Below are 23,993 nucleotides of genomic sequence, written 5' to 3' on the forward strand. Positions count from 1 at the left end.
CAGGAATGAAGAAAGCAGAGGTTTTTGTAAAAGGACCGGGTGCTGGACGTGAGTCTGCCATCCGTACGATCCAAAACTCAGGCATCGAAGTATCACTTATCCGTGATATCACACCAATGCCTCACAATGGATGTCGTCCTCCAAAACGTCGTCGCGTTTAACAATTTTTATGCAGGGGTAATTAGTAATTATTTTCCCCCGCTTTTATTCACAATTTAATTACTTCACTGCACATAAGAGGTGCATTGACTTTTAAAACAAAATGGCTAGATACACAGGTCCAAAATCCAAGATTGCGCGTCGTTTCGGCGAACCAATTTTAGGTCCGAGCAAAGCATTAGCTCGTAAAAATTATGCTCCAGGTATGCACGGTAAAGGGAAACGTTCAAAAGTTTCTGAATATGCTGTTCAATTAAAGGAGAAGCAAAAAGTTAAATACACGTATGGTATCTTAGAACGTCAGTTTGAGAACCTATTCCACAAAGCCGCTGTTAAAGAGGGCATTACAGGTGAGAACCTTTTGAAATTGTGTGAAGCACGTTTAGATAACACAGTATACCGTTTGGGAATTGCACCGACTCGTCGTGCTGCACGCCAATTGGTTATCCACAAACACATCATTGTAGACGGTGAAGTAGTAAATGTGCCATCTTACTCTTTACGCGCTGGACAATTGATCGGTGTTCGTGAGAAATCGAAGTCGTTAGAAGTTGTGACTACCTCATTGGCTGGACGTTCTCCAAAACGTTACAACTGGTTAGAGTGGTCTGAAGCTGATATGGTTGGTAAATTCTTGGCTTATCCAGAAAGAGACCAAATCACAGAGAACTTCAACGAGCAAGCAATTGTCGAATTGTACTCTAAATAATCCCTAGGGTTATTATTATAAATTAACAGTACCAATAACGTTTTTTCAGTATCATTTTAAGCTACGAAATATGTCAATATTAGCATTCCAAATGCCCGAAAAAGTTGTGATGGAGAAAGCCGATGACTTTCACGGGTTATTTGAGTTCAAGCCACTCGAAAAAGGTTACGGTGTTACCATTGGTAACGCACTTCGTAGAATCCTACTTTCTTCTTTAGAAGGGTATGCGATCACAAGTGTCAAGATTGCTGGTGTTTTACACGAGTTCTCTGCCATCGAAGGTGTACATGAAGATGTATCTGAAATCATCTTGAACTTAAAGAAAGTTCGCTTTAAGAAAGCACAGGAGATTTTAGATAACAAGGTGACATTAAAAGTAAAAGGCCAAACAGCCATTACTGCTGGTGACATCGCTAAATTCACACCTTACTTCACAATTTTAAATCCTGATTTAGTAATCTGTCACTTAGATGCTTCGAAAGAAGTAGAAGTTGAGCTTATTATTGAAAAAGGTCGTGGTTATGTACCCGCTGATGAGCCTCGTGCAAACGAACTTGCCTTCGGCCACATTGCCATCGATTCCATCTACACACCAATCAAAAATGTTAAATTTAGCATTGAGAATACGCGTGTAGAACAAAAAACAGATTACGAGAAATTAATTCTTGATATCGAAACGGATGGATCTATCCACCCAGAAGATGCATTGAAAGGTGCTGCGTATATCTTGATCCAACACTTTATGTTGTTCTCTGATCAAACAATGACGTTTGAAACTCCGAAAGCTGAGGAAGACAATGTTGTTGATGAAGAAATGCTTCACATGCGTAAGCTATTGAAGACTTCATTAGCTGACTTAGATCTTTCAGTTCGTGCGTACAACTGCTTGAAATCAGCAGACGTTCGTACCCTTGGAGAATTAGCGAAATTGGAAATTTCAGATATGATGAAGTTCCGCAACTTTGGTAAGAAATCCTTAACGGAGTTAGAACAATTGATCGAAGAAAAAGGTCTTACGTTTGGAATGGATGTATCTAAATATCGTCTAGACGAGGATTAATAAATTAAATAAAAGTAATAGGTGGTTTACTTAAGGTTTACTAACCGCAGCTCGGAAGAGCTTTTAACTTACGAAATATAACAATGAGACACGGTAAAAAATTCAATCACTTAGGAAGAACAGCTTCCCACAGAGCAGCCCTATTATCAAATATGGCCTCTTCGTTAATCTTGCACAAACGTATTGAAACAACCGTTGCGAAAGCAAAGGAGTTGCGTAAATACATTGAGCCAATGATCACGAAATCAAAAACGGATAACACGAACAATCGTCGTGTGGTATTCTCTTATCTACAAAATAAAGACGCCATCAAAGAATTGTTTAGCATCGTTTCTGAAAAAGTAGCTAATCGTCCAGGTGGATATACACGTATTATTAAATTAGGTAATCGTCTTGGTGATAACGCGGAGATTTGCTTCATTGAGTTAGTTGACTTCAACGAAACCATGTTAGCTGCTTCTGCTGAGAAAGCTGGTAAGACTCGTCGTAGTCGCCGTGCTGGAGCTAAGAAGGATGAAACAGGAGCGGCCGCACCGGTTGCTGAAGCACCAGCTGCTGCAGTTGTAGAGGATGCTCCAGTTGCTGAAGTAGTAGAAGAAGCACCTGTTGCTGAAGTAATTGAAGTGGCTCCAACTGAAGAAGTTGTAGCAGAAGCTCCAGCTGCTGATGTTGTTGAAGATGCTCCTGAAGCACCTGCAACCGAGGAGCCTACAGAAGAAAAAGGAGAAGACGCGTAATTCTTTTCTTAATTTTTTTGAAGGGCTTCAACGTTTAGTTGAAGCCCTTTTTTTGAGATTTTTAGTCATTTTTCTATAAAACTTATGAAAGTTTCCGAGTCAACACCCGCAGTACTCTTACTTCAAGATGGCACCCTTTTTCATGGGAAAGCCTTAGGTAAAATTGGCACCCACGGAGGAGAAATTTGTTTCAATACCGGAATGACAGGTTACCAAGAAATATATACCGACCCTTCGTATAGTGGTCAAGTCATTATCAATACCACAGCGCATATTGGAAATTATGGGGTGATCGATGGCCTGGAAGCTGAATCCGACCGAGTACAAATCGCGGGGATGGTTTGCAACGAGTTTGCTAGCGTTCATTCACGTGAAACAGCAGACGGCTCTTTGCAAGATTATTTAGCGAAAGCAAACCTGGTAGGTATTTCAGGTATAGATACAAGGGCCTTGGTTCGTCATATTAGGACAAAGGGTGTAATGAACTGCTTGATTTCCTCGGAGATTTTTGACTTGCCCACTTTACAAGCCGCATTAGCCAAGATACCTTCTATGGAAGGCCTTGAGTTATCTTCCCAAGTATGTACTAAAGAAGCTTATTTCGTGGGGAATCCTTCTGCAAGTAAAAAAGTAGCTGTCTTGGACCTTGGTGTGAAGAAAAGTATTTTGTCAAACATCGCTGACCGCGATTGTTACTTGCAAGTTTTCCCTGCAAAAACATCTTTTGCCGAAATCGCTGCTTGGAATCCAGATGGCTATTTTGTTTCCAATGGTCCGGGAGATCCGGCAACCATGCCGTATGCAGTAGAAACTGTTTCACAATTTTTGGCTTCCGATAAACCTGTTTTTGGTATTTGTTTAGGACACCAAATTTTAGCTCAAGTTTGTGGTTTGTCAACCTATAAGATGCATAACGGTCATCGAGGCTTAAATCATCCGGTGAAAAACTTGATTACAGGTCTGTCTGAAATCACCTCACAAAACCATGGGTTTGCGGTCAAAATGGACGAATTAAAGTCATCAGAAAAAGCTGAATTAACGCACATTAACCTCAATGATCAAACCGTAGAAGGGTTACGTGTAAAAGGTCGCAAAGCGTTCTCGGTTCAGCATCACCCCGAGGCATCGCCAGGGCCGCATGACTCTCGTTATCTATTTGATCAGTTTGTTGATTTACTTTACTAGAATACTGATAAAAAGAAAGCCCAACCATTTGGTTGGGCTTTTTTATGTGATTTAATCGCTAGCTTTGGCAAACCTTGGAGGATTGCCAAAGCTAAAGGAGAAGTATTTATTTTACTGGAAATCCAAATAAAGCATGCTCTTTGATCATGGTTCCTACCGATTTTGGGACCAACTTCTCCCATTCTCCCGGTCCTCGTTGAATCATATCCAACACTTGATCCGTACGAATATTCATCAATTTCTCATCTGATTTTTTAATATCTTCCAGTTTCGCATTATCGATTAAATATTGATACAAACCTTTTAAATGAGGCGCAGGTTTGAATGATTTAAGATTCAAAACGGCACCTTGATCATCAATAGTTGGATAGAGGTATAGCTTGATTTTATGCCCAAATAAATTAGCAAAGGCACTTAATATGCCCCCTTCCAAATGCTTATAATGCTTTTCGTCGAAGATGTATTCGAGATTCGGCATTCCCATAATCAAGGCCATTTTCAATTTTGAATACTGGCTTAAAAAGGCAACTAATTTGAAATATTCATGGAAATTGGAAATTAACACGGTTTGGCCTAATGAACACAAAATATCCACCCGGTCTAAAAAATCCTTCTCATTTATATTGTGTGTGCCATCTTCTAAACTTCGTAAAGTTAATTCTGATAATACACAGACCTTGTCATCGTCAACATCGGACTCCTGCTCAAATTGAGATTGTCCCTTTTTCAACATATCCACAAAGACGTTGGTAACTGGTCTAAATCTTCCACGAATCGCTACGATGTGCTTTCTTGCCAATGCATCATACGGTTGCATCACATTGCCATCCGGTCCGAAGACCGCAGCCTGCGTGTACCCATGCTTCACTAAATACAATGACATCAAACGATTGTCTACTTCTTTGAAATCAGGACCTTCAAATCGAATCATGTCAATCTCGATGCGATCTTGTGATAAATCGTCCAATAAGGAAAGCAATAGTTTTTCGGGATCTTCATGGTAAAAATAACAACCATATAGGAGATTTACCCCGATAATTCCCAAAGCTTGTTGTTGGAGGACATTGTCATTGTCCAGCATGTTTACGTGAATAACCACGTTGTTAACTGGTCCATTGGGTCGTAATTGGAAACGTAAACCAATCCATCCGTGAGCATCATTCGTCTTTTGGTAATTAAGTGCTGATACTGTATCGGCAAATGCAAAGAAGCGTTTTTCAGCGGCGCTTTCTGTCAAGCGTACTTGCAATAACTTGTATTCCCGGTTCAGCATCTTGATTAACCGAGGTTCGCAAACATATTTGCCTGATTCTTCTTCGCCATATATGGCATCAGAAAAGGCCATATCGTATGCTGAAATTGTTTTGGCTATGGTTCCAGAAGCACCGCCCGCCTTAAAAAAGTTTGCAGCGACCTCTTGGCCAGCTCCAATTTCTGCGAATGATCCGTAGATGCTGCGATCTAAATTGACCTTTAGTGCTTTTTGTTTTGTTCCAATGGATTTCAATGCTCCGGTCATCGGTGAATTAGTTTGTTGATCGTTTACTTTAGGCATTAGCAAGTTAAAAAATAATCACGTTCAATGGTAGGATTTCTTGAAAAAATCCTAAAATTGGTCTCGGTGAATTTCCTTATAATACAAGGTTAATCCTGCCATTGGTCCTTCACTTATGATGCCAGTCTGTAATTGATTGGCCTTCAACACCCTTTGTAAAATATCTGCATAATAAAAAGCCACGGAGCCCGTGAAATGAATGGGAGTTGAATGGGCCTTCGTGTATTTTTTAAGATATAAATCACAAAAGGATTGAAAAGCGTCCTCAATTAATTGATAGCAATATGGATGTTTCCTATGATCAAATAAAAATTTTGAAAAAGAAGCAAACCAGCGATTTGGGAATTCACTTCGATAGGCATGCTGTAGTATTTCTATGCGATTCAGTTCCCCAAAGCGCTTAATAAAATGACCCTCTAAGTCAGAGGGGAGTTTTTTGTGTAAGTAGGCTAAGATAAGGCTTTTGCCCAAATGGCCTCCACTTCCTTCGTCCCCTAGCCAAAATCCCAAAGGTGGAACTTGTTCAGCCATTGAACCATTTTCAAAATAGCCCGAGTTCGAGCCCGTTCCTAATATGCATGCAATCCCTTCTGTATCTCCACAAAGCGCTAAGCCCGCTGCAACTAAGTCGTTCTCAACATGAAGCTTTGCCGATCCGATATGTGGCCTCAAGACCTCCTCAATGCTTTGTTTTTTAGCCTCATCCGTAATTCCGGTTCCAAAATAATAGACAAATCGAAGGCTAAATTTTTCAATTTTCACCAGTGTTTCTGCTTGCGCCTCTTGTATCGCCTGACGGGTTTGGTAATAGGGATTTATGCCCGCAGAATAAAAGCTTTCATATGCTTCATTCAATTGCGTAATATATCGCCATGCGGTTTTTGTAGAACCACTTTCTATCAATAGTATCATTGTAATAATCCAATGGGGGTGAATTTTTCAAATACTTTTTCTGAATGTGGCGCATCAGCCAACTCCTCCGTTAAATCTTGACCAGCCCAATGTTCGTAGTGTTTGCCATTTTTCCAAAGTTTCGATTGGCTCATATCATAGATATAGCCACGATAAGCCACCCAAATTTCGGGTCGGTCCTGCCCGTTGCGGAGAGCTAATTGAGATCGGGTATAGGAACTTAGTGATTTCGACAAAACAGGATTAATAATTTTACGAAGCTAAATAAAAAGGATTAAAGACCATTTTTTTGACAAAGATTTTTAATTTTACATCCACGATAAAATGTAAAATTTCATGAAAATAATTATTGGAGTTTTGATTTCTTTATTGAGCGTATTGACCTTGTCATGTGGCTCATCCGCAGGTTCTGATCCGGCGCCGACGCCAAAACCTACTGTTTCTCAACTGGTCAGTAAATCATGGAGTGCAAATTCTGTAAATTGGGATGGGGTTATTCAATATTCGAAAGGGGCGACGACCAACTTAGTATCTGGTTATGCTCAATTTAGATTAGATTTAACAAGTACAACAGCCGCTTCATTAACGGAGTTTGATGGGCGTAAGTTTACGGGAACGTATAGCTTGTCTACTGACAACAAGAAAATCACCATGTCGGGCTTAACTAGCGCTGAAGGTGCTCCCACGGGAACAAACGGAACGATAGAATTCAATATCATTGGAACCCCAACGGCTACTTCATTAAGCTTGGAAACTATATCTGGTTACATCAAAGCAAGCAATAAAAAAGTTAGCCTTACTTTGGTGAATCCATAATCAACTAGACATTTAGTAAGCCGTCTCGTGAGGCGGCTTTTTTTATTATATGGAAAAGAGAACAGAAATAGGCATATTAGGGGAGTTCGGATTAATTAAGCGAATATCTATTCCATTCGAGCAACATCAAGGCTGGACCAAATTAGGTATTGGTGATGACGCTGCTTTATTAGATTCCGCAAACCAGTTGACCATAAGCACATCCGAGCTGCTTATCGAAGGAGTACATTTCGATTTGTCTTATACGCCATTGCAACACTTAGGGTATAAAATTGTTACGGTAGCTGTTTCAGATATTGCCGCGATGAATGGCATTCCTACTCAGTTGATGGTTAATATAGGATTAAGTAATCGTTTTTCAGTAGAAGCCGTGGATGAGTTATATGCCGGGATTAAAAGTGCATGTGAAGATTACCAAATTGATTTAGTCGGCGGGGATACCACCGCATCTCCGCAAGGTTTAATCATTTCTGTAACGGCCTTAGGGGTTGTTGATTCTAATCAGGTCGTAACCCGTTCGAAAGCCCAGCCGAACGATGTTATCTGCGTGAGCGGAGATTTTGGCGGCGCTTTATTAGGGTTACAATCTTTAGAGCGAGAAAAACAGGTATTTTTAGCAAACCCGGATATGCAACCCGAGTTGGATAACAAGAGTTACGTAGTTTTACGCCAATTAAAGCCGACGGCTCGTTTTGATATTATTCATGAATTACGTGAAATGGGGGTTGTACCTACTTCGATGATTGATAGTTCCGATGGTTTGGCTGCTGAAATTTTACATTTATGTGCGGCATCAGGAACTGGAGCCCGGATATTTGAAAAAAATATCCCGATTGATGATGAAACATATTTGGCCGCGACAGAATTCAATTTAAGTCCTTTAACAGCTGCTTTAAATGGGGGAGAAGATTATGAATTGGTATTTACCGTATCGCAGGCAGATTTTGAAAAAGTCGAAAAAATCGCGGATGTAACCGCAGTTGGCTATATGACCAATGTCCCGAAAGAAAAGGTACTCGTTATGAAATCTGATCAAATTGTCACATTAACCGCTCCTGGATTTAATTAATTTTTCATGGCAGTAGCAATCATGCAACCCTACTTCTTCCCTTATCTGGGCTATTTTCAAATGGTTCATGCGGTGGATGATTTTGTGTTTTATGATGATGTGATGTTCATCAAAAAGGGATGGATTAATCGCAATAGAATTTTAATACAAGAGAAGGAGTTCTTGTTTACCATTCCACTTGAAAAGCAAAGTCAAAATAAAACGATACGCGAATCTCAAGTTGCTTGGGGGGCTGAATTCCCTAGAAAGTTTATTTCGCAGCTTGAATCAGCTTACCAAAAAGCTCCACAATTTGAAAGGGTGATGCCAATGATTCGATTATTGCTTTCTCACAAACCGGCAAGCATGGCAGATTTGGCTGGAAAAAGTATTGAACTTGTTTGGCAATATTTGGGGCTTGAAAAACGTTTTCACTACAGTTCTCAAATTCAGAATAATCAAGCCGATGGTCGAGCGGAGCGACTCATTCACTTAACAAAAAGCCTAGGTTCTTCTCAATATGTCAACGCACTCAACGGAAAGAGTCTTTATGAAAAAACATTTTTCGCGGCGCAAGGCGTCGAGTTATTTTTTGTAAAACCAGTATTGCAGGACTATAAACAAGGGAAGGCCAAAGATTTTGTGTCGGGCTTGTCGATACTTGACGTTCTGATGTGGAACGAAACGGATGATGTTCTACAAATGCTTCAGCATTATACATTGGAATAATTAAGTCCATTTAGTAATTATACGCTTGCAAAGATTTGTTTATTTTTACCTTTGCATATTGAAATAAAATTGAAAACCACTTCATGACACAATCGATATTTATTCGTAGGTATTCTAATCGCTTTCTTTCGCGATGGCTTATACTTACCATAGATTTAATGATTGTCGTTCTTTCATTCTCTCTGTCGACACTTTTGCGAATGAATTTTCATTATAATGAGGTAGATTTATATAGTTTTCAATTCCATTTTGTATTTCTTTTTTGCGTACGCCTTTTCGTGTTTTTGTGGTTTAAATCGTATACGGGCATTATTCGCCACACAAGTATAGAGGATGCCGTTTTGATATTAAAGGCTGTTTTTGTTGGCACAGCAATTGCTGGAGTTGTATCACTAGGTATTCGCTATTATTCAGGGATAAATACGCTTTTGTATGTTCCAATTTCCATCTTGGCGATTGATTTTTTTATTTGCCTTTTCTTGATGGTTTCACTTCGCTTTTTCGTAAAGTCTTTTTATGAGTCATTTGTGAATGAGTTTAAGCCTGCAGTTGGCGTTTTAATTTATGGTGCAGGCTACTCGGGGATGTTGACCAAAAATGTCATTCAAAATGACCGAGGTATAAATTATCAAGTACTTGGATTTATTGATGATAATTCGGCTAAAATTGATAAGACGATTGAAGGGATTCGTGTCTTTAGTTTATCGGAAGCCATGGAGAAATTTGTGGACCATTATGAAGGACTTCAGGTGATCATGGCGATAAATAACATTGGATTGCAAGCCAAGCGTAAGATATCTGATGTATTCCTCGACCGAGGTGTTGTTGTAAAGATTTTGCCTCCGGTGGATAAGTGGGTGAATGGAGAATTCGCGCTTAGTCAAATTCACAATGTGAAAATTGAGGACTTACTTGGACGCGAGGAGATTCAAATGAATAATAAGCAAATTAGCGAGGAAATTAATTCCAAATCCGTTTTGGTAACCGGTGCGGCAGGGTCAATCGGGAGTGAGATTGTGCGTCAATTGATTGCTTATTTTCCTGCTAAAATCATATTAGTGGATCAATCCGAATCAGGTCTTTTCGACCTAGAATACGAACTTTCTAGCTTAATTCCTTCAAATACTGAGCTAGTAGTAAAAATTGCCGATGTCACGGATGCCAATCGCCTTTCATCTATTTTTCGTGCGCACAAGCCTGCATTTGTGTTTCATGCCGCCGCTTATAAGCATGTTCCACTCATGGAAAAAAACTCCTATGAAGCTGTTAAAGTCAATATTTTAGGGACACAAATATTGGCCGATTTAGCAGCTGAACATGGTGTAGAAAAATTCATTATGGTATCTACCGACAAAGCTGTTAATCCAACGAATGTAATGGGAGCGACTAAGCGATTCGCGGAAATGTATACACAGTCGTTGAATGACATTGAGGGTGTTCGGACTAAGTTTATTGCGACTCGATTTGGGAATGTTTTGGGTTCCAGTGGTTCGGTGATTCCATTATTCAAGAAGCAAATTGAACGTGGAGGGCCTGTCACAGTAACGCATCCTGAAATCACACGTTATTTTATGACCATTCCAGAGGCTTGTGAATTAGTGTTGGAGGCAGCAACTATTGGTGAAGGGGGAGAGGTTTTTGTTTTCGATATGGGGGAATCTGTGAAGATTGTAAACTTGGCTAAGAAAATGATTACGCTCAGTGGCCTTCGAATCGATCGTGATATTGAAATTAGGTATACGGGCCTTCGACCAGGTGAAAAACTGTATGAAGAATTGTTGAATAATGATGAAAATACGCTACCCACGCATCATCCCAAGATTTTAATCGCAAAGGTGAATTCGCCTAGTTTTGCTTACATGGAAACACAAATTCTTGAAATCGTTCGGCTACTGAAAGAAGGCGATAGCAATAACTTAGTCGCCAAAATAAAAGACGTTATCCCTGAGTATAAATCAAATAATTCCGTTTTTGAAAAGCTAGATTTTAAGGCTGTCGTAATGAAACGGAAATCATTAAGAGACTAAATACTTCGCAAGTCTGATGGACATCCATGTTGCCAAGGGTGCCGCCAATATATCTAAACTATAATGGACATGTTGGATTAGTAAGAATATTACTAAAACGATTGTTAACCCGATAGCAATCTTTCGTTCACGCATATCAGGCAAGAAAAAACATACAAAAACCATGGTCGCTGTATGGCCAGAAAAAAATAAATCTTTGGTTATAGCGATGTTTTCACCGTATATAAAAAATTCTGCCAAGGGATCATGTAACTCAACTAGGCCGTCTGGAGGATTTAATGGAATTGCATAGATGCATAAAAATCGCAAGAGGGTTTCCAGGTTAAATGCCCAAGCAAACCATAGAAAATGTTTAGGTAAGCGTATAATTCGAATCAGGAGGTAGATGACAGATACGTAGATGATGCCAAATATGGGGATTGATACGTTGATGGATGGGATATTTTCCAAAATAAGGTCTTGCATCACTGCCCCATCCCGCTGCTGAATCCATTGAAAATAATCATCAGCCTTCCATGGAAAGATTGCAAACACCACCACCGCAAGCACTAATTGCCAGCGAAATCGAGTATCTTGCCATGTGACAGCCCAATTTGTCTCATTGGATTGTTCAAAACCTTTCATGCGTTTTCTGTGTTATAAGAACCTAAACGGAGCGCAAAACTACGCTAAATTTAAAATGAAATGAATAAGCTACTCAAAAATATTGCTCTTGTGGGCTTGATTTCAATTACACTATCGCATATGTCATGTGGGAGTTCTACGAAGTCCGTAGCTTCAGTAAATAACACGAATACTAACAAGATGGATACAATTACCTTTGGTGCAGGATGTTTTTGGTGTGTAGAAGCTGTTTATCAGCGACTAAAAGGGGTACATTCAGTTACCTCAGGCTATATGGGAGGTAAAATGAAAAATCCTACCTACCGTGAAGTATGTTCTGGCCTAACAGGTCATGCCGAAGTATGTCAAATTACGTATGATCCCAAGGTAATCTCTTTTGAAACGCTACTAGAAGTTTTTTGGCAAACGCATGATCCGACTACCTTAAACCGACAAGGGGCTGATGTAGGGACTCAATATCGCTCGGCGGTATTTGCCCACTCTGATGAGCAATTGCTTCAAGCGCAAGAATGGAAATCTAAATTGAATGATAAACAGGTTTTCCCAAATCCCATTGTGACGCAAATTGAAAAGGCAACAGATTTTTACCCAGCTGAAGATTATCATCAAGATTACTACAACCAAAACGGGACAGAGCCTTATTGTCAAATCGTTATCAAGCCCAAAATGGATAAATTCCTGAAGGCCTTCAAAGATAAATTGAATTAAAAGCCCCCTTTATCGTAGAAGCTTCGGCGCCGAGAGATTTTCAAGTCCTGAAGCAAACTAGACTTGACACGTAAATCGAATGAGTAGTTACTTGCCCGGCCATAAAATGGACTTGCAATAGGTGTCCAGTTAAAGTTCATTTCCCAGCAATGCAAATCACGGTGAACCGACATGTTGGTATAGGTCAACCCACTGAATTTGAAGTCATATCCTGAACTAAGCGTGAACTTCCACTTCTCACTAAGGCTGATATCACCCTGAAAAGTTAATCCACTAATTTTTTGAGGATCTGCTAAACCCATCCGATTATAACTGAATTGGTAAGAGAATGAAAAAGTCCATGGCACATTCCAATCGACGTAATCATCCATGTTACGGTTGATTTGTTTTAGTTGGGCTTCAGAACCTATTTCGCTCGTCTTTTGCTTTTTAGCCGAGCTTGGTGCAAATCGACGACCAACCGACAGATTAAAAGATTGCAATCGCCCAAGTCCTTCGCCTTTGCCAAACATATATTCATTTGTTCGTCGGCCCATATCAAAAAATGCAGCATCTTTTACGTATGAATAGGGGTCAATACTGCCTCCGATATTGATATCAAATTCTTTTACGCGTGAATTGGCATTAAATCCAATATTAGACAATGGGTACTCCCTAGCTAGAAAATTATAACTTCCGTTGATGCCGAAATTGTCGATTAAACTAATTTTTTCATTTTGTTTCGTAGCTGTATCAGATTTAGTTTTAAACTTGGCCTCTAAGGTATTTTGAATACCAAAACTTATTGCCCCCGACGCACCTCCGTAGGATAAAACACGCGGATCAAAGGTGCTAATTCGGCGTATATCCCCAACTTGCTCTACCCCAGAAGCATTGATAAACTTTCGATTATTGATGCGTACATCTTGAAAATAACCATACGCTGGATCAGAATAATCTGGGGTATAACTAACACTGATTGACGGCACCATGGTATGTCTTAAGGCCTCTAATCGTCCTTTATTGAATCGAGCTGTTCCAAATAGCCGGGTATTCATACTCGCGGAAAAGGCTATTTGCGAATTGAATTTAGGCAATCCTCCTACCGTATCGATTCGAACGGTTGAGTCTGATTTCATGTAGGTATATTTATATGAGCGGGTATACATATTGCCCGACCATGATATACCGGGTGTAACGTTGACGTAACGGCCCAATTTGATATTGGGCAATGATATGGGTAAACTATAATTGAATTTTGTTTGCGCCTTTTCCAGAAGTATTGGAATCGTATTGGCGTTTACGGCAATTACCCCCGGAGGTAGGTCACTTGCATTGGTAGGGATAAAAGGCCTTTGTACAACGCCTCGTTGGCTATTTGTTTCACGTGGATATACATCAAACTCATAACGTGTAAAGGGGTCAGCGATTTGATTGGTCAAAGAAATTCCTCCCGAAAAGTCAAGTCCAACGCGGAATTGATCCATGAATCGATCGCCGATGCTCGATTTGCGCTTAAAGGGTTGAAATTGATTCAATCCCAAACTGAACTCTGTTCCTGCATCAAAAATTCGCGTGGTCGTATTTTGGTTGATACGTAAACTAATACTACTACGGAAAATTTGGCCTATATTTTTTGTGTATTGAACAGATGAACCTATGGTATTTGATAAGTATTGCTGCGTGTTGAAATTATTAAACTGATTAAATGAATTGGAAGCAATGTTAACGGACGCAGAGAAACTCGAATTACCTAGACTTCTTGGGCTATGAGACCATTGCAAGGCAAAATCTGTACGCTTAGTAGGATTAAATTCGTCGCCATTTGAATTACGATTGAAAGCTAAATTAAAACTTCCCGTATAACGATACCGCTTGTTGTATTGCGAATTCGCCCCTAATCCCCAACCACCTTTGGAATAAATTTGACCCGTAAATCGAATACCAATATTTTCGCTCGCAGCCCAATAGTAACCTCCTTCACGTAAATAAAAACCCCTTCCGGTAGGTTCCTCTCCATACGTTGGAACTAATACTCCCGACTTCCCTGCTTCTCGAGGTTGTGAATAAGGGAAAAAGCCAAACGGTAATCCAATCGGTAAAGGGATGTCATTCAGTTCGAAATGAAATGGTCCGGAAACGATTTCTTTCTTCCCTACGACCTTAATTTTACTAGCTTTTATGTGAAAATGGGGATGGCTTAAATTACACGTTGTATAAATTGCGTTTCGAATGTAAAGATTATCTTCCTCGTCTTTTTTAACTGTTTTTCCCTGAACATACCCTTCCCCTTGTTGTGTGACAATACCTTTGATGGCGGCACGCTTGGTTTTAAAATTATAGCGAATCTCATCTGAATCATATTTGTCTGAACCTTGGGTAAACACAGGCTGTCCAATCATTTTATTGGCGGTAGAGTCAAATTTACCTATGGCATAAACCTCATTTTTATCCCAGTCGAGCCGAATATAACTTGATTCTAGGCTTATTTCGCCATATTTAACTTTGGCATTGCCGTATAAATGAACGACTTGTTTATCGGCGTCTAGGACCGTAGAGTCCACAGCTGAGTAGAAGACAGTTGTTTGAAGATCTGCGGGCTTTGATAGGCTATCCGTTTTAGAAATACCTTTTTGCGTTGAATCAGCCAAGATTACCCGCTGAGCATAAATCTCAGGGATACTCAAAAGCAAGCCCATGCAAACAAAAAGGTAATATGTGGATTTCTTTATCAAATGGAATTTAAAAATTATATTTGTCTTCGGTAATGAATTTGCAAAATTACATCATTGCTTGGTACCTAAGTGTAATATTCTAAAAATAATGTTTTCATCCATTCGAGTTATTTTTGTTATTGGGTTTGCATTGTCAATTATCTCGGCAACTATGCCGCAGCTTGAGCCTACTAAACCAATCAAAAAGAATACCATTAAGACCGTGTGCTTGGATGCAGGACATGGAGGAAAGGATCCGGGTTGTTTAGGGCCAGCGGGCGCAAGAGAGGGGAAAGTCACCTTGAAAATTATATTAGAATTAGGAAAGCGCTTGAAAGCGGAATATCCGGATATGAAAATAATTTATACGCGTGATACTGACGAGTTTATTGAATTGTACGAACGCGCAGATATTGCCAATCGAAATAAAGCTGACCTATTTATATCCGTACATTGCAATGCAGCACTGAATAAGTCGGCCTATGGCACAGAAACCTACACCATGGGGTTGCACAAAACAGATGGTAATTTGAATGTAGCTAAGCGTGAAAACTCAGTAATTTTACAAGAAAAAGATTACCAATCGTCCTATAATGGTTTTGACCCCAGTTCTCCACTTGCTCACATTATGATGGCAAATTACCAAAGTGCTTTTATGGCAAATTCTGTTAGATTTGCATCGCATGTGGAAAATGAATTTTCAAAAACCTATAAGCGAAAGAGTTTTGGAGTTAAGCAAGCGGGCTTCTTGGTTATATGGCGCACGGCCATGCCGAGTGTTTTGGTTGAGACGGGATTCTTAACTAACCCCACGGAGGAAGAGTATTTAAATTCTGAAAAAGGGCAAGCAGAAGTGGCTGAAGCCATTGCGACCGCATTCAAAAAGTATAAAGACGAAATCGAAAAATAAACCCATTATGTTTCAAAGCAACGAGTTAAAGGTTGGTTTTTTGGCTTTGTTAGCCTTCCTTATTCTATATTTTGGGTTTAACTTTCTGAAAGGAAACGACGTCTTTTCTTCATCGAAAATCTATTATGTTACTTATGACAACGTTGATGGATTAACCTCTTCAAATCAGGTTTTATTGAATGGAATTGAAGTTGGCAAAGTGAAAAAAGTCGAACTAATGCCTGAAAATGGCAATAAAATCAAAGTGACCTTGCGCATCAACAAGGATTTAATTCTTCCTGATAAATCAATCGTTGTCCTTTCTGATGGGGCATTATTGGGGGGTAAGATTATGCGATTGGAGTTAATAGGGAAAGGGTCATTGCCTACGGAGAGTGTACTTCAGGGCACCACCGAAAAAGGCCTTTCAGCATTATTGAAAGAGCGTGCTTTGCCTGTTTTATCAAATGCGGATTCTTTATTAGTTTCATTTCGTAAGATTAGCACCAAGTTTGAGTCCACGGGCATTTATTTAAATGAGTTGATTAAGAATTCAAACGTGGCTGTAACAAATATCAATGGTTCTGTGTCTGAGCTTGTTTCCGATAATAAAGCAAATGTGAAACAGATTACGGCCAATATGAAGTCTTTAACGCAAAGCCTAGCTGAAACAGAAAAACAATTAAAACCTTTGTTGACAAAATTCAATACCGTAGCGGATTCCTTACAAGCGGCCCGTATAGGTCAGACTTTACAAGAAGCAGGGAAGGCGATTCAGTCGCTTCAGAAAGTCGTTTCAAAACTTGAGCAGGGGCAAGGGAGTGCCGGCAAATTCCTAACAAGTGATTCCTTGTACAATGGCTTAAATAAATCCTTGTTAGATTTAGATAAGTTATTAATAGACTTCCGCACGCAGCCTAAACGCTACATTCATTTTTCTGTTTTTGGTAAAAAAGAACCGAAAACAGTGACACAATAATTCATTTTACATGGCGACTAAGCAATTAAGTATTTCGGCTACTGTCGAGATAACTGAAATTTTAATGGCGGAGTTGGGAGAAATTGGGTTTGATATTTTTGAAGATACCGATTCTGGTATGAAAGCCTATTGCCCATTGGAAAATTATGATGCTTCAGCAGCCCATGAGATAATCACACGCTATCGGTTTTTAGGGCCTATCGATGTAGTAGAGTCAGAAATTGAGAAGCAAAATTGGAATGCTGTTTGGGAGACAAATTATGATCCAATCCGAATTTCAGATCACGTGAATATTCGGGCTAGTTTTCATGAGCCCGACCCGTCTGTAGCCCTGGATATTGTCATTAATCCCAAAATGTCTTTTGGGACTGGTCATCACGAAACTACGACCTTAATGGTGAAAGCGATGTTTCTGCTGCCCATAGAAGGGAAAACAGTATTGGATGTAGGAACAGGAACTGGGATTTTAGCCTTTATCTCGTTAAAATTAGGCGCTGATCGTGTACACGGTTTTGATATTGATCCTTGGTCCGTTGAAAACTCGATTGAAAATGCAGCATTGAACGGATGCGAATCAGCGACTTTTCAAGAGGGGACTATTTGTAATGAGCCCTTGGTAGCATATGATGTGGTCCTTGCGAATATAAATCGCAATATATTGCTAAATGAGCTTTCCGAATATGCCTTGCGACTTCATGCGGGCGGCCATCTTTTATTGAGTGGTTTTTATGCTGAAGATATCCCCATTTTATTGGAAGCGTCTTCGCCGCTTGGGCTACAGCTTGAGGAAAAGACCAGTTTACGTAATTGGGCCTGCTTACGTCTGCGAAAGGCTTAACAGTGAAAATTTTCCTATTTAGGTATTAATTCATGAAAAAACCTTATTTTTGAAGGTTTTACTCATAGAACTCGTGAAATCGAGTGCTAAATAGCTACATGAAGATCTCGCCAAACAAACCTTTTCAGGTTGTTTATTCATTACTTTCTCACGAATGCCTCGGTTATTTGTTTGAAGTTTTTGTCGTTCAATTGAATGACAAAGGGCAATTGACATGGGAGTATCAAACATTAACAACAAGAAATTTTCATGAATTTGCCCACAGCTTAGATGAGCGCGATGAAGCAGCCGTAAAGCTGGTTGAGGGGATGAAGCCTGCAGCGATTTTTGAGAAGTTCAATACTTCCAAGCGCAAGACCATGGAAGAGTTTTTTTTAAAAACATTCGATGTAGAGAAAGGTGAAAAGGAGATTCAAGAAGCAGTTCATGTCGTCGTAGAAAAGCGTCGGGCACAGATTTTTGAATTAATTTGCCCTGATAAGACTTTGTTCATCATGGGAAATGATGGAAACCCGATGCGCCAATCGGTTGAGATTCAAGATGAAGCAGTCGAGGTTTTATTTCATTTCATGCGAAATGAGGAGAATACACATTACTTCCCCACCTTAAAATACAAAGGGAATAAGCTCGAATTTCAATATAAAGAGGCACTTATTCTTTGCGATGATCCCGCCTGGATGCTATTGAATCAAAAACTGTATCATTTTAAACCCCAATTAGAGGGGAAGAAATTACGGGCGTTTTTGAATAAAAAATTCGTGGTCATTCCTCGAAATATGGAGGAAGATTATTTTAGAAAGTTTGTCAAAGCGATGGTAGCCCGCTACCCGGTGCATGCCAAAGGGTTTGAAATTACAAATACTGAGAAGAATTGTCAGTACCTATTGTCTTACGGCCCAATTACGCCCAAATTTGATGAAGAAGAGAAAGTTTCATCTAAGAAAGCCTTAGAGGCCGCTGACCGTTGGCAATTTGTATTGTCATTTCAATACGGCAACAATCGATTCCCTTGGGATGGGTTATCGGCTGAAGCGAACGTTCTTTTTGAGAAAAAAGGCGATAGTTATGCTTTCCAAAAAATTATGCGCTCCCTTGCCAAAGAGAAGCGAGCCTTTCAATCTTTAAAGTCTATGGGGCTTCCTATGGAAGCGGATGGCCGAGCAACGATTTCCCGTTCCGATGCTGTACAATGGTTAACTGCTCATAAACAAGATTTAGATCAAGGGGCATTCACCGTGCATTTTAAAGGTGATGGGTCTGCTCCCCGCTATTTCTTAGGAAAACCTGAAATTAAGATTCGTATCGGAGAGAAATTGGATTGGTTTGATGTGCAAGCCGTTATTTCCTTTGGTACATTCCAAATTCCATTTTTGAAAATTCGGCAATTAATACTTCAAAAAAAGAAGGAATTCCATCTTCCAGATGGGTCTATTGCAATTATTCCAGATAACTGGTTCCATGATTACCAAGATTTATTTTACTTCTCGGAAACTCGTCCAGGCGAGGATGGCGTATTTTTACGTCGTCAACATTTCCAGTTGATTCAAGAGTGGGAAAATCAGGAATTGGTGAAAACCAATTTGCGTACCAAAACGCTGAATGATTTAAAACTGGAAACAAAAGAGTTCCCGATTCCCAAAAATTTTAAAGGTACTTTGCGTCCTTACCAACTAGAAGGATATCGGTGGATGCGAACGCGGCAAGCAGCAGGTCTAGGGGCTTGTTTAGCGGATGATATGGGTCTTGGAAAGACCGTTCAGACACTATGTCTCTTACAAAGCTTAAAGGAGCAAGGAGAAATCTTACCTTCGCTATTGGTGATGCCTACTTCCTTATTGTACAACTGGGAAATGGAAGCGAAAAAATTTACACCCCAGTTGCGCGTTTTGGTGTATAGTGGCCCCCAACGAGAGAAATTAAAAGCCCAAATCGGCAAGGTTGATTTAATTTTATGTTCGTTTGGTATGGTTCGGTCCGACATTGATTGGTTTGAAAAGCAAGCCTTTAGTTATGTCATCTTAGATGAATCACAAGCGATTAAGAATCCATTGGCAAATATTACCAAAGCCGTTCAAAAATTGAATGCGAAGTTCCGGCTCGTTATGACAGGAACTCCACTAGAGAATTCTACGATGGATTTATGGTCTCAAATGAATTTCGTGAATACAGGTTTATTAGGTACTCAACGTTACTTTAAGGATCATTTTCAAATTCCAATCGAAAAGAAAGCCGATGGTGATCAAAAAAAGCGTTTGTATTTCTTGATTAAGCCGTATTTATTACGCCGTGAGAAGAGACAAGTGGCTGCAGATTTACCTGAAAAAATGGAGTCTATCACCTATTGTACGATGTCGGACGAGCAGGAGCGTTTATATGATAAAACGAAATCATTTTATCGCGATGTTTTATTGAAACAAATCAAAGATGAAGGTTTGCAGAAATCGCGATTCTCCGTACTACAAGGATTGACGAAATTACGCCAGTTGGCCAATCACCCTGCCTTGTGTGAAGAGGGTTTTGAGGGTGAATCTGGTAAGATGGAAGCCGTATTAGAGAAACTAGAGACCGTACTTGAACAACATCATAAAGTGTTGATATTCAGCCAATTCGTACAACATTTGGGCTTGATACGCAAGGCCTTGGATGAGCGGGGAATTGATTATGCTTATTTGGATGGAAGTACGTCAGACCGCAAAGGCCAGGTGGAGAGTTTTCAAAAAGACGATGGCCAATCCGTCTTTTTAATTTCATTAAAGGCCGGTGGGGTCGGATTGAATTTGACGGCTGCGGATTACGTCTTTTTACTTGACCCGTGGTGGAACCCAGCTGCAGAGGCTCAGGCCATTGACCGAGCTCATAGAATAGGCCAAAAGAAAACCGTATTTACCTACAAGTTTATTAGTAAGGAAACCGTGGAGGAGAAAATTTTATCTCTTCAACAGCGTAAGCTAGACCTAGCAAACGAGTTGGTTACTTCAGACGAAAGCATCCTGCGCAATTTGAGTGAGGATGAGGTTTTAGATCTATTGAGCTAATTTCACCAAGATATTTTTTGCAACTTCATGGCTAATGAAAACAGGTTGATTGCCATCGATACTGACTGAAATAGAACGGTCAAAGACATTTACCTCTCGAACTTCTAAGGTTGAACCCAGGCTTAATTTCATCTTGGTAAGAAGCTGTAAAAAAACAGTAGAATCTTTCGCAACCCCCATCAAAGTACAGCGATTATTGACTTTTATGTCTGCTAGGTGCAAATAACCTAATTCGGGCATATCCCCGTTTTTATTTGGGATGGGATCTCCATGGGGGTCTGTCTTAGGATATTCTAAAAATGCATCGAGTTTTTCGATTAACGTATCGGATTCAATGTGTTCTAATTGTTCTGCAATTTCATGAACCTCATCCCAATTAAAGCCCATTTTTTCAACTAAGAAAACTTCCCATAGTCGGTGCTTGCGCACAATTCCCAAGGCGATTTTCTCCCCCGCTTTGCTTAAGCGTACCCCTTGATATTTTTGATAATTTACCCAGCCCTTTTCCGCTAGTTTACGCAACATGTCTGTTACTGAAGCAGCTTTTGTTTGTGTTAGTTCAGCAACGGCATTGGTAGAAACATCTTCATTATGGCCTTCTGAAAGGCGATAAATAATCTTTAGATAGTTTTCTTCCGCGAATGAGGTTGACATGTTACACGATTTATAATCCAAAAGTAAGTATTTATTTGAATAATGTATATTTTTTAGGCTTAACTAAAAAATATTTTCGAATTGTCATAATTCTTGTATATTTGAATCATAATCTAGAATCATGTCTGGACATTGGCGTAAATCACATCAGGAAAATTCATTAAGTGAGGTATTTGCTTCTATTCCTATTCCAACGGGAGGGGGATTTTGGCGTAATTTACGGGCTTTTATTGGTCCTGGTTTTATGGTTGCCGTGGGCTACATGGATCCAGGTAATTGGGCGACCGATTTAGCTGGAGGCGCGCAATTTGGCTACACCTTATTGTCAGTCATATTGATTTCGAGCCTTTTTGCAATCTTACTTCAGCATTTGGCCTTAAAGTTAGGAGTTGCTACAGGACGTGATTTGGCTCAAGCTTGCGGTGACTCTTTCTCAAAACCTGTTGCTTACTTCCTTTGGATTATTTGCGAATTGGCCATTGCTGCCTGTGATCTAGCCGAAGTGATTGGTTCTGCGCTTGCACTTCACTTGCTATTTGATATTCCAATCCTGGCGGGAATTGTTATTACGATTCTGGATGTTTTCTTAATCCTGTATTTTCAGAATCGGGGATTTCGCGTTTTGGAATCGATTGTTATGGCATTATTAGCCGTCATTACACTTTGTTTTGGATATGAAATTTGGGTAGCTCAGCCAGCTATTGCTCAAGTGATGAACGGGTTAATTCCTAGAACGAGTATTGTATTAGATGAACATCAACTGTATGTCGCTATTGGTATTTTAGGTGCTACCGTGATGCCACATAATTTATATTTACATTCTAGCATTGTTCAGACACGGGCATTTGAACAAAATGATGCTGGAAGAGAGAAGGCGATTAAATATGCTACGTGGGACTCAACCATCTCATTAAGTTTTGCTTTTTTCATTAACGCAAGTATTTTGATTTTAGCTGCTGCCGCATTTCATTGGAATGGGCGCAAAGATGTAGCTGATATTCAAGACGCATTTATGTTGCTTGACCCGGTCATGGGGACTAAATGGGCAAGTACTTTATTCGCCGTGGCCTTATTAGCTTCAGGTCAAAACGCAACGGTTACGGGTACGCTTGCTGGACAAATTGTTATGGAGGGATTCATCGATTTAAAACTGAAACCTTGGTTGAGGCGCTTGATTACTCGAATGATTGCCATTCTTCCTGCCTTTTTTATTACCTGGATTTTTGGAGAGGCACGCATAAATGATTTATTGATTTTTTCTCAGGTCATTTTATCCATGCAGCTAAGTTTTGCGGTTATTCCCTTGGTTTGGTTTACGAGTGATGCAAAAAGGATGGGGAAATTTGCAAATCCATTGTGGATGCAATGGATGGCATGGATTGTATCCGGCATTATTTTGTCGCTTAATTGCTATTTGCTAGCTCAAGTTTTCTTTGCCTAAGCGTACTTGCCAACGATTATTTTTCCCTAAGTTATGGTAGCCTGATGTTCCCATTTCAATTTTTGGTGCTGGAATTCCCGATTCTAACATTTGCGAGGATTCAATATGGATAATTTCTTGCACGTCAACCGCTCCTATGAATGATTCAATGGTCTTAGTTCCTCCTTCCACTAAAATGGATTGTATACGATGATGCTGGCAATAAGCCATGAGCTGCCCTAAGAAGTTTATCTCACCTAAAGCCACCCATTTTTTTTCGCCTATTGATTTTTCAACTTGATAGGTAAATATGAGGGTTGGCTTTTCATCTTGTAGCAACTGCGTATTTTGATTCATCCGGGCATGTGGATCCAAAACCATTCGCAAGGGGGATTGACCTGGCCAATCGCGCGTAGTCAGACTTGGATTATCTGCATTTGCTGTATTTACGCCTATCAATATCGCCTGATGCTCTGCGCGTAATCGATGTACAAGTTGATGACTTATGGGATTAGAAAATTGTTGTGCTTTACCTGTGGCATGCGCAATAAATTGATCAGCAGATGACGCATACTTAATGGTAACAAAGGGTTTATTATTTCGATGAAAATAGAAAAATCTTCGATTAATAATTTCGCCTTGTTTTGCTAATACATGTAAGGTAACCTCTATGCCTGCAGCTTGTAGTTTTGCAACGCCTTGACCAGCCACTAGTGGATTTGGATCTAAATTACAGATGACTACGCGCTTTACTTGGTGCTTAATTAGCAGGTCTGCACAAGGGGGTGTTTTTCCTATATGACTGCAAGGTTCAAGACTCACATAAACTGTTGATCCTTGGGCATCAATGGCATTTGAAAAGGCTTGTACTTCGGCATGTGGACCGCCATATTGAGCATGATATCCTTCCCCCAAAATATTTCCATCTCGTACAATTACGCAACCAACCCATGGATTAGGAACAACAAACCCTCCACCCAGCAGGGCTAAATCGAGGGCTCGTTGCATCCAAAATTCATCAGTCAACATGCGTTGATTTTAAATTACGCGACATAAAACTATAAATTGCCGGAATAACATAAAGTGTCAGGGTTGTTGAAAATAACATACCACCTACTACCGCAATACCCATTGATACACGGCTAGTTGATCCAGACCCTAAAGCTAATGCAATAGGCAAAATACCTAAAATTGTACATAAAGAGGTCATGACAAT

23 protein-coding genes are annotated in these 23,993 nt (G+C 39.9%); 15 read left to right on the forward strand and 8 right to left on the reverse strand.

From position 1 onward, the window contains the following. From rpsK to carA, 5 genes are all read left to right on the forward strand, one after another. A partial coding sequence (gene rpsK, locus ACIQZ2_RS10160) for a 30S ribosomal protein S11 (RefSeq protein ID WP_395768766.1) occupies nt 1-161 on the forward strand: 161 nt, incomplete at its 5' end. A gap of 101 nt (nt 162-262) precedes the next feature. Next, nucleotides 263-868 (forward strand): 30S ribosomal protein S4, encoded by a 606-nt coding sequence (gene rpsD, locus ACIQZ2_RS10165; RefSeq protein WP_395768745.1) that lies wholly within the window; start codon nt 263-265, stop codon nt 866-868. 70 nt (nt 869-938) lie between these two features. After that, nucleotides 939-1,928 (forward strand): DNA-directed RNA polymerase subunit alpha, encoded by a 990-nt coding sequence (locus ACIQZ2_RS10170; protein WP_395768746.1) that lies wholly within the window; start codon nt 939-941, stop codon nt 1,926-1,928. Nucleotides 1,929-2,011: 83 nt separating this feature from the next. Further along, a complete protein-coding gene (rplQ, locus tag ACIQZ2_RS10175) occupies nt 2,012-2,665 on the forward strand; it encodes a 50S ribosomal protein L17 (RefSeq protein ID WP_395768747.1) in 654 nt (217 codons plus the stop codon). Between the two features lie 84 nt (nt 2,666-2,749). Beyond that, a complete protein-coding gene (gene carA, locus ACIQZ2_RS10180; RefSeq protein ID WP_395768748.1) occupies nt 2,750-3,850 on the forward strand; it encodes a glutamine-hydrolyzing carbamoyl-phosphate synthase small subunit in 1,101 nt (366 codons plus the stop codon). A gap of 106 nt (nt 3,851-3,956) precedes the next feature. Here carA and ACIQZ2_RS10185 read toward each other — a convergent pair whose 3' ends face one another. Genes ACIQZ2_RS10185 through ACIQZ2_RS10195 form a run of 3 tightly spaced genes read right to left on the reverse strand, consistent with a single transcriptional unit; the run spans nt 3,957 to nt 6,553 of the window. Beyond that, nucleotides 3,957-5,405, reverse strand: a complete 1,449-nt coding sequence (locus tag ACIQZ2_RS10185) for a TonB-dependent receptor (RefSeq protein WP_395768749.1) — start codon at nt 5,403-5,405, stop codon at nt 3,957-3,959. Nucleotides 5,406-5,456: 51 nt separating this feature from the next. Next, nucleotides 5,457-6,317, reverse strand: a complete 861-nt coding sequence (locus ACIQZ2_RS10190) for an N-acetylglucosamine kinase (RefSeq protein WP_395768750.1) — start codon at nt 6,315-6,317, stop codon at nt 5,457-5,459. Then, entirely contained in the window at nt 6,314-6,553 is a 240-nt protein-coding gene (locus tag ACIQZ2_RS10195) for a cytochrome b5 domain-containing protein (protein ID WP_395768751.1), read from the reverse strand. The genes ACIQZ2_RS10190 and ACIQZ2_RS10195 overlap by 4 nt, the downstream gene beginning before the upstream one ends. 100 nt (nt 6,554-6,653) lie before the next feature. On the opposite strand from ACIQZ2_RS10195, the gene ACIQZ2_RS10200 reads away from it, so the two are divergent. The 4 genes from ACIQZ2_RS10200 (at nt 6,654) to ACIQZ2_RS10215 (ending at nt 10,937) form a co-directional block, all read left to right on the forward strand. Next, entirely contained in the window at nt 6,654-7,133 is a 480-nt protein-coding gene (locus ACIQZ2_RS10200; protein ID WP_395768752.1) for a hypothetical protein, read from the forward strand. A gap of 49 nt (nt 7,134-7,182) precedes the next feature. Then, nucleotides 7,183-8,202 (forward strand): thiamine-phosphate kinase, encoded by a 1,020-nt coding sequence (gene thiL / locus ACIQZ2_RS10205; protein ID WP_395768753.1) that lies wholly within the window; start codon nt 7,183-7,185, stop codon nt 8,200-8,202. 6 nt (nt 8,203-8,208) lie between these two features. Beyond that, nucleotides 8,209-8,910, forward strand: a complete 702-nt coding sequence (locus ACIQZ2_RS10210) for a WbqC family protein (protein WP_395768754.1) — start codon at nt 8,209-8,211, stop codon at nt 8,908-8,910. An 83-nt stretch (nt 8,911-8,993) separates the two neighbouring features. After that, a complete protein-coding gene (locus ACIQZ2_RS10215) occupies nt 8,994-10,937 on the forward strand; it encodes a polysaccharide biosynthesis protein (RefSeq protein WP_395768755.1) in 1,944 nt (647 codons plus the stop codon). Here the strand turns inward: ACIQZ2_RS10215 and ACIQZ2_RS10220 are convergent. Next, nucleotides 10,926-11,561: a phosphatase PAP2-related protein gene (locus ACIQZ2_RS10220; RefSeq protein WP_395768756.1), complete on the reverse strand. Its 636-nt coding sequence runs from the start codon at nt 11,559-11,561 to the stop codon at nt 10,926-10,928. The genes ACIQZ2_RS10215 and ACIQZ2_RS10220 overlap by 12 nt on opposite strands. A 180-nt stretch (nt 11,562-11,741) precedes the next feature. Between ACIQZ2_RS10220 and msrA the strand changes: the two genes are divergently transcribed. Next, on the forward strand, nt 11,742-12,269 hold the full coding sequence (msrA, locus tag ACIQZ2_RS10225) for a peptide-methionine (S)-S-oxide reductase MsrA (protein WP_395768767.1): 528 nt from the start codon (nt 11,742-11,744) through the stop codon (nt 12,267-12,269). Here msrA and ACIQZ2_RS10230 read toward each other — a convergent pair. Then, nucleotides 12,266-14,983, reverse strand: a complete 2,718-nt coding sequence (locus tag ACIQZ2_RS10230) for a putative LPS assembly protein LptD (RefSeq protein WP_395768757.1) — start codon at nt 14,981-14,983, stop codon at nt 12,266-12,268. The genes msrA and ACIQZ2_RS10230 overlap by 4 nt on opposite strands. 88 nt (nt 14,984-15,071) lie before the next feature. On the opposite strand from ACIQZ2_RS10230, the gene ACIQZ2_RS10235 reads away from it, so the two are divergent. The 4 genes from ACIQZ2_RS10235 to ACIQZ2_RS10250 all read left to right on the forward strand — a co-directional run bounded on the left by ACIQZ2_RS10235 (nt 15,072) and on the right by ACIQZ2_RS10250 (nt 20,703). Next, a complete protein-coding gene (locus tag ACIQZ2_RS10235; RefSeq protein ID WP_395768758.1) occupies nt 15,072-15,872 on the forward strand; it encodes an N-acetylmuramoyl-L-alanine amidase in 801 nt (266 codons plus the stop codon). Between the two features lie 7 nt (nt 15,873-15,879). Then, nucleotides 15,880-16,830 (forward strand): MlaD family protein, encoded by a 951-nt coding sequence (locus ACIQZ2_RS10240; RefSeq protein WP_395768759.1) that lies wholly within the window; start codon nt 15,880-15,882, stop codon nt 16,828-16,830. Between the two features lie 10 nt (nt 16,831-16,840). Then, entirely contained in the window at nt 16,841-17,668 is an 828-nt protein-coding gene (gene prmA / locus ACIQZ2_RS10245) for a 50S ribosomal protein L11 methyltransferase (protein ID WP_395768760.1), read from the forward strand. A 98-nt stretch (nt 17,669-17,766) separates the two neighbouring features. After that, nucleotides 17,767-20,703, forward strand: coding sequence for an SNF2-related protein (locus ACIQZ2_RS10250; RefSeq protein ID WP_395768761.1), 2,937 nt, complete (start codon nt 17,767-17,769; stop codon nt 20,701-20,703). Here the strand turns inward: ACIQZ2_RS10250 and ACIQZ2_RS10255 are convergent. Further along, on the reverse strand, nt 20,692-21,357 hold the full coding sequence (locus ACIQZ2_RS10255; RefSeq protein WP_395768762.1) for a metal-dependent transcriptional regulator: 666 nt from the start codon (nt 21,355-21,357) through the stop codon (nt 20,692-20,694). The genes ACIQZ2_RS10250 and ACIQZ2_RS10255 overlap by 12 nt on opposite strands. Nucleotides 21,358-21,478: 121 nt before the next feature. On the opposite strand from ACIQZ2_RS10255, the gene ACIQZ2_RS10260 reads away from it, so the two are divergent. Further along, nucleotides 21,479-22,798 carry an Nramp family divalent metal transporter gene (locus ACIQZ2_RS10260; protein WP_395768763.1) on the forward strand — a complete coding sequence of 440 codons (1,320 nt, stop codon included), beginning with the start codon at nt 21,479-21,481 and terminating at the stop codon, nt 22,796-22,798. Here the strand turns inward: ACIQZ2_RS10260 and ribD are convergent. Together ribD and ACIQZ2_RS10270 are read right to left on the reverse strand one after the other, a co-directional pair. Beyond that, nucleotides 22,775-23,806, reverse strand: a complete 1,032-nt coding sequence (gene ribD / locus ACIQZ2_RS10265) for a bifunctional diaminohydroxyphosphoribosylaminopyrimidine deaminase/5-amino-6-(5-phosphoribosylamino)uracil reductase RibD (protein WP_395768764.1) — start codon at nt 23,804-23,806, stop codon at nt 22,775-22,777. The two genes, ACIQZ2_RS10260 and ribD, sit on opposite strands and share 24 nt — an antisense overlap. Beyond that, on the reverse strand, nt 23,796-23,993 hold a 198-nt coding region (locus ACIQZ2_RS10270; RefSeq protein WP_395768765.1), incomplete at its 5' end, for an efflux RND transporter permease subunit. The genes ACIQZ2_RS10270 and ribD, both read right to left, overlap by 11 nt.

The organism is Aquirufa sp., from assembly GCF_044342065.1.
Taxonomy (GTDB): domain Bacteria; phylum Bacteroidota; class Bacteroidia; order Cytophagales; family Spirosomataceae; genus Aquirufa.